12 protein-coding genes are annotated in these 11,866 nt (G+C 71.7%); 6 read left to right on the top strand and 6 right to left on the bottom strand.

The window, feature by feature from the left end:
* The first annotated feature begins 66 nt into the window (after positions 1 to 66).
* On the top strand, positions 67 to 594 hold the full coding sequence (locus ABWI07_RS27810; protein ID WP_353820259.1) for a hypothetical protein: 528 nt from the start codon (positions 67 to 69) through the stop codon (positions 592 to 594).
* Here ABWI07_RS27810 and ABWI07_RS27805 read toward each other — a convergent pair.
* On the bottom strand, positions 536 to 1,078 hold the full coding sequence (locus tag ABWI07_RS27805) for an RNA 2'-phosphotransferase (RefSeq protein WP_502912861.1): 543 nt from the start codon (positions 1,076 to 1,078) through the stop codon (positions 536 to 538). The two genes, ABWI07_RS27810 and ABWI07_RS27805, sit on opposite strands and share 59 nt — an antisense overlap.
* 40 nt (positions 1,079 to 1,118) lie before the next feature.
* The gene (gene rpsT / locus ABWI07_RS27800; protein ID WP_149257619.1) at positions 1,119 to 1,388 is read right to left on the bottom strand and encodes a 30S ribosomal protein S20; all 270 of its coding nucleotides are present in this window, start codon (positions 1,386 to 1,388) and stop codon (positions 1,119 to 1,121) included.
* Between the two features lie 241 nt (positions 1,389 to 1,629).
* On the opposite strand from rpsT, the gene lepA reads away from it, so the two are divergent.
* Positions 1,630 to 3,474 carry a translation elongation factor 4 gene (gene lepA, locus ABWI07_RS27795; RefSeq protein ID WP_149257618.1) on the top strand — a complete coding sequence of 615 codons (1,845 nt, stop codon included), beginning with the start codon at positions 1,630 to 1,632 and terminating at the stop codon, positions 3,472 to 3,474.
* A 54-nt stretch (positions 3,475 to 3,528) separates the two neighbouring features.
* Here the strand turns inward: lepA and ABWI07_RS27790 are convergent, their stop codons facing one another.
* The 3 genes from ABWI07_RS27790 to ABWI07_RS27780 form a co-directional block, all read right to left on the bottom strand.
* Positions 3,529 to 4,044 (bottom strand): DUF4870 domain-containing protein, encoded by a 516-nt coding sequence (locus ABWI07_RS27790; RefSeq protein WP_353820258.1) that lies wholly within the window; start codon positions 4,042 to 4,044, stop codon positions 3,529 to 3,531.
* 147 nt (positions 4,045 to 4,191) lie between these two features.
* Positions 4,192 to 5,598, bottom strand: a complete 1,407-nt coding sequence (locus ABWI07_RS27785; RefSeq protein ID WP_353820257.1) for a hypothetical protein — start codon at positions 5,596 to 5,598, stop codon at positions 4,192 to 4,194.
* Between the two features lie 103 nt (positions 5,599 to 5,701).
* Complete coding sequence (locus tag ABWI07_RS27780) at positions 5,702 to 6,595, bottom strand: hypothetical protein (RefSeq protein ID WP_353820256.1); 894 nt, start codon at positions 6,593 to 6,595, stop codon at positions 5,702 to 5,704.
* Between the two features lie 217 nt (positions 6,596 to 6,812).
* Between ABWI07_RS27780 and ABWI07_RS27775 the strand changes: the two genes are divergently transcribed.
* Both ABWI07_RS27775 and hemW read left to right on the top strand, forming a co-directional pair.
* Positions 6,813 to 7,205, top strand: a complete 393-nt coding sequence (locus ABWI07_RS27775; RefSeq protein WP_353820254.1) for an antitoxin YezG family protein — start codon at positions 6,813 to 6,815, stop codon at positions 7,203 to 7,205.
* Between the two features lie 39 nt (positions 7,206 to 7,244).
* Complete coding sequence (gene hemW / locus ABWI07_RS27770) at positions 7,245 to 8,453, top strand: radical SAM family heme chaperone HemW (RefSeq protein WP_353820253.1); 1,209 nt, start codon at positions 7,245 to 7,247, stop codon at positions 8,451 to 8,453.
* Between the two features lie 197 nt (positions 8,454 to 8,650).
* On the opposite strand, the gene ABWI07_RS27765 is transcribed toward hemW, so the two are convergent.
* Positions 8,651 to 9,463, bottom strand: a complete 813-nt coding sequence (locus tag ABWI07_RS27765) for a DUF3097 domain-containing protein (RefSeq protein ID WP_353820251.1) — start codon at positions 9,461 to 9,463, stop codon at positions 8,651 to 8,653.
* Positions 9,464 to 9,667: 204 nt separating this feature from the next.
* Here ABWI07_RS27765 and hrcA point away from each other — a divergent pair, with 204 nt between their 5' ends.
* Together hrcA and dnaJ are read left to right on the top strand one after the other, a co-directional pair.
* Positions 9,668 to 10,678: a heat-inducible transcriptional repressor HrcA gene (gene hrcA, locus ABWI07_RS27760; RefSeq protein WP_353820250.1), complete on the top strand. Its 1,011-nt coding sequence runs from the start codon at positions 9,668 to 9,670 to the stop codon at positions 10,676 to 10,678.
* Positions 10,679 to 11,812 (top strand): molecular chaperone DnaJ, encoded by a 1,134-nt coding sequence (gene dnaJ, locus ABWI07_RS27755; RefSeq protein WP_149257609.1) that lies wholly within the window; start codon positions 10,679 to 10,681, stop codon positions 11,810 to 11,812.
* The last annotated feature ends 54 nt before the right edge of the window (positions 11,813 to 11,866 follow it).

Genomic DNA, 11,866 nt, shown 5'->3' with positions numbered 1-11,866 from the left:
GCTGACTATAGCTATCGCAATGATTGATAGTTCTGCTTTAGGGGTGTTCCGCCCGAAAGTTGGGCCATGGACAACGAACCGCGACTCGGCGTCGATTTCGGCCGGGTCATCCATGGCGGGCTCAGTGCCCCAGGTGAGAACGACACGGTGTTCCTCGACGGCACCTTCGAGCAGGCACTCGCCTCCCCGGCGACGGACGGCGTCTACGAGGTGCTGCCCGGGCTGATCGAGGCGTTCGGAGGACGGGCGTGGATCATCTCCAAATGCGGCGACCGGGTGCGCGAAAGGACGCTGGCCTGGCTCGACCACCACGACTTCTACGGGCGGACGGGCCTGCCGCGGGGCAACGTGCGGTTCTGCCGGAAGCGGCAGGACAAGGCGCTGCACTGCGCGGAACTCGGGATCACCCACATGATCGACGACCGCCTTGACGTGCACCGCGCCATCCGCGAGATCGTCCCGTACCGGTACCTGTTCGGGCCGAAGGGAGGGCCCGAATGGGTGCGGCACGTCCCCGACTGGACGGCCGCGGAGGCTATTCGCTCAGATATCGCGGTGGGACCGCGTCGACCAGCCACACACCGTTCGCGCTGACACGGAACTCGTGGCCGTCGGCCGCCATCCGCCCGGCCTGGACGGTCAGCACGACGGGGACGCCGCGCCTGGCGCCGACGCGCCGGGCCGTCTCGCGGTCGGGGGACAGGTGGACGGCGTGCCGCCCCATGGGCAGCAGGCCCTCCCGCAGGATGGGGTCGACTGAACGGCGCACGGTGCCGTGGTAGAGCAGGTCAGGCGGGGGCGTCACCGGCAGGTTCAGCGCCACGGGGACCGAGTGGCCCTGGACGGCCCGGATCCGGTTCCCCGCGAGCTCGTACCGCTTCTTGTCGTTGACCGCCACCACGTGTTCGAGCTCCGCGCGGGTGAGCGCGAAGCCGTGGGCCGCGGCGGCCGAGAGCAGCTCGGTGACGTCCGCCCATCCCTCGGGATCGAGCGTGATGCCGATCCGCTCGGGGCGGTGCCGCAGATGCTTGGCGAGATACTTGGAGATCTTGACCGCGCGGCGCTCGTCCATGGACATGCGTCGGGGCCGGCGCGCGGCCGGCCCCGGGCGTGCGGTCCTACTTGGCCTGCAGGGCGGCGGCCTGCTTGGCGATCGCCGACTTGCGGTTGGCGGCCTGGTTCTTGTGGATGACGCCCTTGCTGACGGCCTTGTCCAGCTTGCGCGCGGCGACCCGCTGCGCGGCGACGGCGTCGTCCACGTTGCCGGCCTCGGCGGCCTCGCGGAACTTGCGGATCACCGTCTTCAGCTCGGACTTGACGGCCTTGTTGCGCAGGCGGGCCTTCTCGTTCTGCTTGTTGCGCTTGATCTGGGACTTGATGTTAGCCACGTCGTAGAGCCTCAGCTTGGTCGCGATCCTGGGCCTGCGCGTATCGGCAGGCGCTGACGAAATGTCTGAACGGGGGCGGGACGGTGCCCCCGGGGCACGACGCTACGCCACACGCAGTCGCACAGCTTACCAATCACCGGGGCCCGTCCCAAACCGGGCCGTGCACGGAGCATCGCGCCGGACATGGGACTATGGGAGACACAGATCCCTGTCCACCTGTGAGCATTGCGAACGGACCCCGGTGCCAGCGCCCCAGCCTGACAAGACCGATCCCGCGATCATCCGCAACTTCTGCATCATCGCGCACATCGACCATGGCAAGTCGACCCTCGCGGACCGGATGCTGCAGCTGACCGGAGTGGTCGAGGAGCGCCAGATGCGCGCCCAGTACCTCGACCGCATGGACATCGAGCGCGAGCGCGGCATCACGATCAAGAGCCAGGCGGTCCGGCTGCCCTGGACGTCGGGCGGCGTCGACCACGTCCTCAACCTGATCGACACCCCCGGGCACGTCGACTTCTCCTACGAGGTGTCGCGGTCGCTCGCGGCGTGCGAGGGCGCGGTCCTGCTGGTGGACGCGGCGCAGGGCATCGAGGCGCAGACGCTCGCCAACCTCTACCTGGCACTAGAGGCCGACCTGCACCTGATCCCCGTCCTCAACAAGATCGACCTCCCGGCGGCGCAGCCGGAGAAGTACGCCGAGGAGCTGGCCGGGATCATCGGCTGCGACCCCTCGGACGTGCTGCGCGTGTCGGGCAAGACGGGTGAGGGCGTCCGCGAGCTGCTCGACAAGATCGTCGAAGAGGTGCCCGCGCCGGTCGGCGACCCCGACGGGCCCGCCCGGGCGCTGATCTTCGACTCGGTGTACGACACCTACCGGGGCGTCGTCACCTACGTCCGGATCGTGGACGGGCGCCTCTCGCGGCGCGAGAAGAGCCTGATGATGTCGACCGGGGCCGCGCACGAGACCCTGGAGGTCGGCGTGATCTCCCCGGAGCCCAAGCCCGTGCAGGGCCTCGGCGTCGGCGAGGTCGGATACCTGATCACCGGGGTGAAGGACGTCCGGCAGGCGCGGGTCGGCGACACCGTGACCGGCGCGTCCCGGCCGGCCCCCGATTCGCTCGGCGGCTACCGCGACCCGAAGCCGATGGTGTTCTCCGGCCTGTACCCGGTGGACGGCGACCAGTACCCCGAACTGCGCGACGCGCTCGACAAGCTGCGGCTGAACGACGCCGCGCTCGTCTACGAGCCGGAGACGTCGGCGGCGCTCGGGTTCGGGTTCCGCTGCGGCTTCCTCGGCCTGCTGCACATGGAGATCGTCCGGGAGCGGCTGGAGCGCGAGTTCGACCTGTCGCTGATCTCGACCGCGCCGAACGTGGTGTACCGGGTCGTGATGGAGGACGGCTCGGAGCACACCGTCACCAACCCCAGCGAGTTCCCCGAGGGCAAGATCGGCGCGGTGTACGAGCCGGTGGTGAAGGCCACTCTGCTGTCCCCGTCCGAGCACATCGGCGCGATCATGGAGCTGTGCCAGGGCCGCCGCGGCGTGCTGCTCGGCATGGACTACCTGTCGGAGGACCGCGTCGAGATCCGCTACACGCTGCCGCTCGCCGAGATCATCTTCGACTTCTTCGACCAGCTGAAGTCGAAGACGCGCGGGTACGCCTCGCTCGACTACGAGCCCAGCGGCGAGCAGGAGTCCGACCTGGTGAAGGTCGACATCCTGCTGCAGGGCGAGTCGGTGGACGCCTTCAGCCAGATCGTGCACAAGGACAAGTCCCGCGAGTACGGCCTGATGATGACGGCCAAGCTCAAGGAGCTGATCCCGCGGCAGCAGTACGAGGTGCCGATCCAGGCCGCGGTCGGGGCCCGCATCATCGCCCGCGAGAACATCCGCGCCATCCGCAAGGACGTCCTCGCCAAGTGCTACGGCGGCGACATCTCCCGCAAGCGCAAGCTGCTGGAGAAGCAGAAGGAGGGCAAGAAGCGGATGAAGACCATCGGGCGGGTGGACGTCCCGCAGGAGGCCTTCGTCGCCGCCCTCTCGACCGGCGGCGGCGGCGACGCCGACAAGGGCAAGAAGTAGCCGGCGCCGCTCCGGCGGCCGGAGGGCGGCCGGACCGCGCCGCTCCGGCGGGCGCTACTTCAGCAGGGGCCAGGCAACCGCGGACGGCACGCGCCTGAACTCGCCGCGGTTGGCGGCCCTGCCCGCGTACACCAGGAAGAACATCACCACGGCCGTGAACAGCAGCGGCACCCAGATGAAGAAGTCGACGGCCAGCGACAGCAGCCCGAAGACGATCCAGACGGCGATGCTCGCGATGCCCATGTTGAGGCCCTGCGCGGCGTGCCTGCGCACGAACGGCGAGCGGGCCTTGCCGAGGTAGACCACGGCCGGGGCGATCGCGCCGAAGAGGAACTGGCCCACGTACGCCATCAGCGACCACGTCTTCTCGTCGTCGGTGACGGGGCCGAAGCTCCCGGGGATCTGGGCGGTGTTGCTCCCGCCCTGCGGCTGCTGCTGCCAGCCCATGCCAGGCTGCGGCTGCTGCGGCTGCTGCCAGGCGTTTCCGGGCTGCTGCCAGGGGGCCTGTTGCTGCTGCTGCCACTGTGGCTGCTGTCCCTGGCCGGGCGGCGGGGGAGGCCCGTAGGCCATGGCGGACGTCCTCTCCGGGGTCGCTATGCAAGCTATTGGCGAAGTGTATGACTCCTTGGACGCCTGTGGAGTTCGCCCGGGTTCCCGATGAACAGGGACCCGTGGCCGATTCGCGCCACGGGCCCCTGTGCGGTGCCTGGTGTCGGGTCAGGGGTGCCAGATGACGGCGGTGGGGGCCGCCTGCGTGAGCGTGACCGAGCCCTTCCACTGGACGGACGAAGGCTGCGGCTGGAACGAGTCGTCCAGGAAGAACCCGCGGTTGACGGACGTGACCGTGGCCGGCGCGCCGTTGTCCCCGAGCCCGGTGGGCCGGCGAAGGGCCTCGATGCTCGCGATGTCGGCGACGCCCGTCCCCTCGGGCAGTTCGACGGTGGTGGCCACGGCGCCGTCCCGCTCGATCGACCAGGTCGGCTCGTCGTGGTCGGAGCGGTACAGCCGGGACGGGTCGGACTTCAGCCGCACCCCCAGCGCGACCCCCGGAGCCGACCCGGACCCGGTCGCGGCGCCCGTCGTCTTGGCGAACTCCACGAACAGGTACGTCCGCTGGTCGCCCACTTCGCGCGTCGCGGGGTCGGACGGCTTCTCGATCTTCCCTTCGCGGACCATCTCCTGCGCCGCGATCCGGTAGGTCCACGGCTCCCGGTCCATGACGACCTCGCGGGCGCGGCCGTCCGGGCGCGTCCCGGTGGCGTCCGGCAGGAAGCGCAGCGGAGCGCCGGGCGAGACCACGTCGCACATGTTGTTGTTCTGGGTGCAGGTCTGCAGCACCGGGTGGTCGCCTTCGTAGCGGCCCGTGAACTTCAGGGTCATGTGCATGGGCGCCTGGTAGACGGCGGTGCCGTCCACGCGCCGGCCGGACGCGTCGACCTCGACCCGGTAGATCCACTCGATGTCGGTCGTCCGGCCCCAGCGGGCCATCAGCGCGGGCGTGTCGGTGCCGCCGTCCTCGTTGCTCCACACCACCGAGTACTCGATGATCTGGTGGCCGGGAGCGGCGGCGGGACGGGTCTCGTGCCAGGCCACCAGCGGGGTGTCGGTGGTGGCGTTCTGGTACGGGTCGCCGGTCGGCCACCCCGTGCGGCCGACGACGACGGGCGCGTGGCGCAGGGCGAGCGCCTCCGCGTCCGGCATGCTGACCCGGGGGTGCCGGAGCGTGACGCGGCGGGCCGCGGGCGCGCTGCCCTTGGCGAACCGCAGCGTCACCTTGTGGCGGCCCCGCCCCACGTGCCCGAGGCCGAGGCTGCGGGGGATCGGGTCGGACGAGGGGACGACGAGGTCGGTCACGTGTCGCCCGTCGACGGCGATCGACACGACGGCCGACTCGGCGCCCCGGCGGACCCAGGAGACACCCGGGGCGGAGGCGGAGAAGGAGATCAGCGCCTCCCCGTCCCGGCGGGCGGTGAAGGGCAGCGACCGGGCGGGGCCGCCGCGGTGGACGTTGATCGTGCCGGGCGGTCCGGCGGCGTGGGCGGGGGAGGCGGTGAGGGAGAGGGGAGCGCCGGCGAGGACGGCGCCGGTCACGGCGAGCACGGCATGGCGCGCGCGGCTTCTCATGATCGGGGAACCTAGGCGGCCGCGGTTGCGTTCGGGTGACGAGGCGGTCCCCCGTGGGTGTCGTCTCCGTGTGCGCCGGGAGTCGGCCGTGGGGCCGGGTGCGTCAGGAGCCGGTCCACAGCGGCGACAGCGCCGCCGGCACCCCCAGGGACACGCCGGTGAACCGCTCCGCCCCGTCCGCCCCGTCCGCCCCGTCCGGGGTGTGGAGCGTGAGCCCGGAGGCCGCCAGCCGGACGGACCGGCCGCGCCTGACGATCTCGTGGTCCAGCTCCCGCAGCAGCGCGACGACGTCGCCGGCGGGCTCGTCGAGCAGGTCGACCCCGTCGAGCCGGAACCGCATCTCCGGGTTGCCGCTCCAGCCGGGCGACCGCGTCCCGCAGATCTGCGCGAGCCGCTCCACGCCGTCCTCGCCCCGGCCGGTGGACAGCGCCAGCGTGCCGCGCCCGACCCGGACGCTGCGGTGCCCGGTCCAGCCGCAGAGGAACGACGGCTTCGGCGGGAGGGTGCCGCAGCGCTCGGCGACCGCGTCGAGGGTCGTCCAGGCGTCCGCGGCGCGGGTGGAGAACAGCAGGCTCGCGTCCGGCAGCAGCGCGCCGCGGCCCGGCTCCAGCGTGACCACGAACGGCGGCACCCGGCCGGGGAACCGCGCCGGGTCGGCCTCCCGCAGGGTGACGATGCCCTCCCACTCGACGGGCTCCGCCACCGCGAACCAGGTGATCACGGCCTCGGCGCCGAACTCGCGGAACGTCGCGTCGGTCAGCCGCTCGGCGACCGCCTCCCGCAGCCCCTCGGCCGTCTCGGCGAGCCTGCGGCGCCACCACGCCGGCTCCGGGTCCGGCCGGCCGCCCGCGGCCCAGCGCGTCCCCGCGCCGGCGAAGTCCGAGCGCCGCTCGGCGCCCGCGTCGTCCACCAGCACCCAGTGCCAGCCGTCCGGCTCGCCTCGCAGCAGCACCCGGGCGGGCACGCGCTCCCGGCCGGTCCCACCCTCGTTTCGCATCCGGACGACAATATCCGTATTCGTTGCGGTGTCTCAGCCGGTCGGCGGCCGAAGTGCCGCCGGTCGGCCGCGACACGGCGGCGGCTGCTTGGCACGGGCGCGGACGGAGGTACGGTCGGACGGGTACGGTGCCTGATCGAAACGAACCGGCCGACCTCGCGGAGGCAGTGTGACCCACCCCGAGCAGGTTCTGCGTTCCGCGAAGGAACGGGAAACGGTGAACGGCGCGGTCCGCGCGCTGCGTTCCGCCGCCCCCGCGGGCTGGCAGCGGCTCGACTTCGAGTTCCGCGCGACGGTCGGCATCGACAGCGCCTCCTTCGAGGTCGAGGGCCCGGGCGGAGGACGCCGTACGGCCCTGCCCCCGGGCCAGGCCGTCGGGAAGATGGACGAGCTGCGCCGCGTCATGTACCGGTCCGACAAGGGGGCCTGGTTCACGGCGCGCCTCCAGGTGGAGCGCTCGGGCCACTTCAGCGCGGAGTTCGACTACGACGGCGAGCCCGACTTCACCCCGCCGCTGGCCCCGTCCGCCTATGTCCAGGACCTCGACCGCTTCCCCCGCGCCGACGAGCACATCCCCGACTGGCTCCGCGACAAGCTCGGGGAGGCCTGAGCGGCCGAAGCAGGGGGCGGAGCGGGGCAGACTTGAGGGGTGCCCTCGACGCTTCCTGACGGCGACCCCGTACCGGCAGACGGTGCGCTGCCCCGCAGTGCCCTGCACGGCCTGGGTGAGCGCCCGTTCGCGTTCTACGTGCACGTGCCGTTCTGCGTGACCCGGTGCGGGTACTGCGACTTCAACACCTACACGGCGACGGAGCTGGGGCCTGGGGCGAGCCGAGACTCCTACGCCGACACCGCCATCCGCGAGGTCCGGATGGCCCGGCGCGTCCTCGGGGAGGCGGACCTGCCCGTCGAGACCGTCTTCGTCGGCGGCGGTACCCCGACCCTCCTAGCGCCGGACGACCTGGGCCGCGTGCTGGCCGCGATCGACGCCGAGTTCGGCCTGGCCCCAGGGGCGGAGGTCACCACCGAGGCCAACCCCGAGTCGGTGGACGAGGCGTACATCGGCAAGCTCCGCGAGGCCGGGTTCACGCGCGTCTCGTACGGCATGCAGAGTGCGCGCGAGCACGTCCTCGCCGTCCTGGAACGCGCGCATACGCCCGGACGCGTCCCGCAGGTCGTCGAGTGGACCCGCAAGGCGGGCTTCGAGCACATCAACCTCGACCTCATCTACGGGACGCCAGGGGAGACGGACGACGACTGGAGGGGCTCCCTGGAAGCGGCCTTGGCGGCGGAGCCCGACCACGTGTCCGCCTACGCGCTCATCGTCGAAGAGGGCACCCGCCTCGCGGCGCAGGTGAGGCGCGGCGAACTGACCGCGCCCGACGACGACGCCATGGCCGACCGCTACCTGATCGCCGACGAGCTGCTCAGCGCCCACGGCCTGCACTGGTACGAGATCTCCAACTGGGCCGCCGACCCACGCGCCGCCTGCCGGCACAACATGCTCTACTGGACGGGCGCCGACTGGTGGGGCGTCGGCCCGGGCGCCCACAGCCACGTCGGCGGAACCCGCTGGTGGAACGTCAAGCACCCCGCCGCCTACGCCGCCCGCCTCGCCGAGGGCACCACCCCCGCCCACGCCCGGGAGATCCTCACCGACGAAGACCGGCACATCGAACGCGTCATGCTCGAACTGCGCCTGGCCCAGGGCTGCCCTACCAACCTCCTGGACGACGAAGCCGCCCGCAGCCTGATAGACGAGGGCCTGATCGAACCCGCTCCCTACGAGCAGGGGCGAGCCGTCCTCACCCTCAAGGGCCGCCTCCTAGCCGACGCAGTAGTCCGAGCGCTGTGCTAGCCCAGGGGGTCGCCCCCCTGGGAAGACACAGTGCGGGCAGGCGCGTGGAGCGAGTGCAGCGAGCGCAACGCGCATGCCCGCCGACGCAGGCGACCGCAGCGACGCCTCACACGTCGTCACGGGCACGACAGGCCGCAACGGCGGCGTGAGGATCGCCTGCGTCGTGACGGGGGTTCCAGGGGGTCGCCCCCCTGGGTCTACACAGTAACAAAGTCGATCAGTTCTTCTACGCGGCCTAGTAGGGCTGGTTCCAGGTCGGTGTAGGTGTTCACCGAGTTGAGGATGCGTTTCCAGGCGGCGCCCGTGTCGTCGCCCCAGCCGAGTTCGGCGACCACGCCCTCCTTCCAGGGGATGCCTCGGGGGATGCGCGGCCAGGCGCGGATGCCTACGGCCGCGGGCTTGACGGCCTCCCAGATGTCGATGAAGGGGTGGCCGGTGACGAGGACGTACGGCGAGGTGACCTGGCCGGCGATCCGGGACTCCTTGGAGCCCTCCACGAGATGGTCGACCAGGACGCCGAGGCGCCGGTCCTCGCCGGGTTCGAACTCCTCGACGATGGCGGGCAGGTCGTCGACGCCTTCGAGGTACTCGACGACGACGCCCTCGACGCGCAGGTCGTGGCCCCAGATCTTCTCGACCAACTCGGCGTCGTGGACGCCCTCCACGTAGATGCGGCTCTCCTTGGCGACCTGCGCCCGCAGGCCCTGGACGGCGATCGAGCCGGAGGCGGACCGCGCCGGGCCCCTCGGCGCGGCGCTCGGCCGGACGAGGGTGACGGGCTTGCCGTCGATGAGGAACCCGGACTTGGTCAGCGGGAAGACCCGGCGCTTGCCGAACCGGTCCTCCAGGGTGACCCCGAACTTGTCGCAGCCGACCACGGCGCCGCAGAAACCGCTGTCGGGGTCCTCGGCGACGAGGCCCGGCTCGGCGGGCACCTCCGGGATCTGCCCCTTGCGCGGCCTGCGCCAGTCGCCCGCCAGCACGTCGTTTCCGTACTTCTTACTCCGCACAGGTCCGCACATTAACCCGCCGGGAGGCGCGTGCCCGGGCGGCCCGCTTTCCTCGGCGTGGCGTCCGTTCCGGGGCCGGATAGGATCACGCAGCCATGCGGAGAGTGCGGGGGCGCTCCAGCCGAGCCTTCCGGGCCGTAGACTTGGCACTCGAAAGCAAGGAGTGCCAGGAGCACGGCCCGGCCGGACGAAGGAGGTGACCACGTGCTGGACGACCGGAAACTAGCGGTCCTGCGCGCCATCGTCGAGGACTACGTCTCCACCAACGAACCGGTGGGGTCCAAGGCGCTGGCCGACCGGCACAACCTCGGCGTCTCGCCCGCGACCATCCGCAACGACATGGCGGTGCTGGAGGAGCAGGGCTACATCGCCCAGCCCCACACCAGCGCCGGGCGGGTCCCCACCGACAAGGGCTACCGGCTGTTCGTCGACCGGCTTTCCACGATCAAGCCGCTGTCGGTCGCCGAGCGCCGCGCCATCGAGACGTTCCTGTCCGGGGCGTACGACCTCGACGACGTCGTGGGCCGCACGGTGCGGCTGCTCGCGCAGCTGACCCGGCAGGTCGCGGTGGTGCAGTACCCGTCGCTGACCCGCTCGGCGGTGCGGCACGTGGAACTGGTCCCGGTGGCGGAGGGGCGGCTGCTGCTCGTCCTGATCACCAACACCGGGCGGGTGGAGCAGCGCGTCATCGAGACGGGGCCGATCTCCGAGGAATCGATCGGGCACCTGCGGGCGTTGCTCAACACGTGCCTGGACGGGCTCGGCTTCGGCGAGGTCCCGGCCGCGGTGGCGGACCTGCCCGACAAGGTGGGCCCGGACGACCGGCCGGTGGCGGCGGCGGTGCTGTCGGTGCTGCTGGAGACGCTCGTCGAGAAGCACGAGGAGAAGATCGTCTTCGCCGGGGCGGCCAACCTCGCCGCCGTGGACTTCTCGCAGAGCCTGCGGGACGTCCTGGTGGCGCTGGAGGAGCAGGTGGTCCTCATGCGGTTGCTCGGCGAGACCGGCGACTCCTCTACAGTTACGGTGCGGATCGGCACCGAGAACCCCGACCAGGGGCTGAAGTCGACCTCGGTCGTCGCCGCCGACTACGGGGTGGGCGACCTCACTCTGGCCCGGCTGGGAGTGCTCGGGCCGACACGCATGGATTACCCCAGCACGATGGGAGCGGTACGGGCAGTGGCACGCTACGTGGGACAGATCCTGGCGGGGTCGTAAGTGGCGAACGACTACTACGCGACCCTGGGCGTCCGGCGGGACGCCAGCGCCGACGAGGTCAAGAAGGCCTACCGCCGGCTCGCGCGGGAGCTCCACCCGGACGTCAACCCGGATCCGGAGACCCAGGAGCGGTTCAAGGAGATCACCCAGGCCTACGAGGTGCTCTCCGACCCCAAGAAGCGCGAGATGTACGACCTCGGCGCGGACCCCTTCGCGTCCGCCGGGGGCGCGGGCGCCGGCGGGTTCGGCGGCGCCGGGTTCCCGTTCAGCGACATCATGGACGCCTTCTTCGGCACCGCGACCTCGCGGGGCCCGCGCTCGCGCGCGCGGCGCGGCCGCAACGCGACGCTGCGGGTCGAGCTCGACCTCGCCGAGACCGCGTTCGGCACGACGCGGGAGCTCTCCATCGACACCGCGGTCGCCTGCACGACCTGCGAGGGGTCGGGCTGCGCGCCCGGCACCCACCCGGAGACCTGCGAGACGTGCCACGGCCGCGGCGAGGTCCAGCAGGTCCAGCGCTCGTTCCTCGGCCAGGTCATGACGGCCCGGCCGTGCCCGGCGTGCGGCGGCTTCGGCTCGGTGATCCGCAACCCGTGCACCGAGTGCTCCGGCGACGGCCGGGTCCGGACCCGCCGCACCGTCAAGGTGAAGATCCCGGCCGGGGTGGAGAACGGCATCCACATCCAGCTCGCCGGCGAGGGCGAGGTCGGCCCGGGCGGCGGCCCGCCCGGCGACCTGTTCCTGGAGATCGTCGAGAAGCCGCACCCCATCTTCGAGCGCGAGGGCGACGACCTGCACTGCACGGTCGAGATCCCGATGACGGCGGCGGCGCTCGGCACCAGCGTCACGATCGAGACGCTGGACGCGGCCGAGAGCGTCGACATCAAGCCCGGCACGCAGTCGGGGCAGGTCATCACGCTCTACAACCGGGGCGTCCGGCATCTCAACGAGAGCGGCCGCGGCGATCTGATGATCCACGTCAACGTGGAGACGCCGAACCGGCTCGACGAGGAGCAGGAGGAGCTGCTGCGGCGGCTCGCGGTGCTGCGCGGCGAGGAGCGCCCGCCCGGCAGGTTCGCCCCCGGGCAGCGCGGCGTGTTCTCCCGTCTCAAGGACGTCTTCAACCAGCACTGAAGCGCGGTGGCGGCGGCCTACCAGGAAGGCCGCCGCGGCGACTAAGAGCATGGC

The organism is Actinomadura sp. NPDC000600 (assembly GCF_040492135.1).
Lineage (GTDB): Bacteria > Actinomycetota > Actinomycetes > Streptosporangiales > Streptosporangiaceae > Spirillospora.
This window is presented reverse-complemented; position numbering and strand designations above follow the sequence as displayed.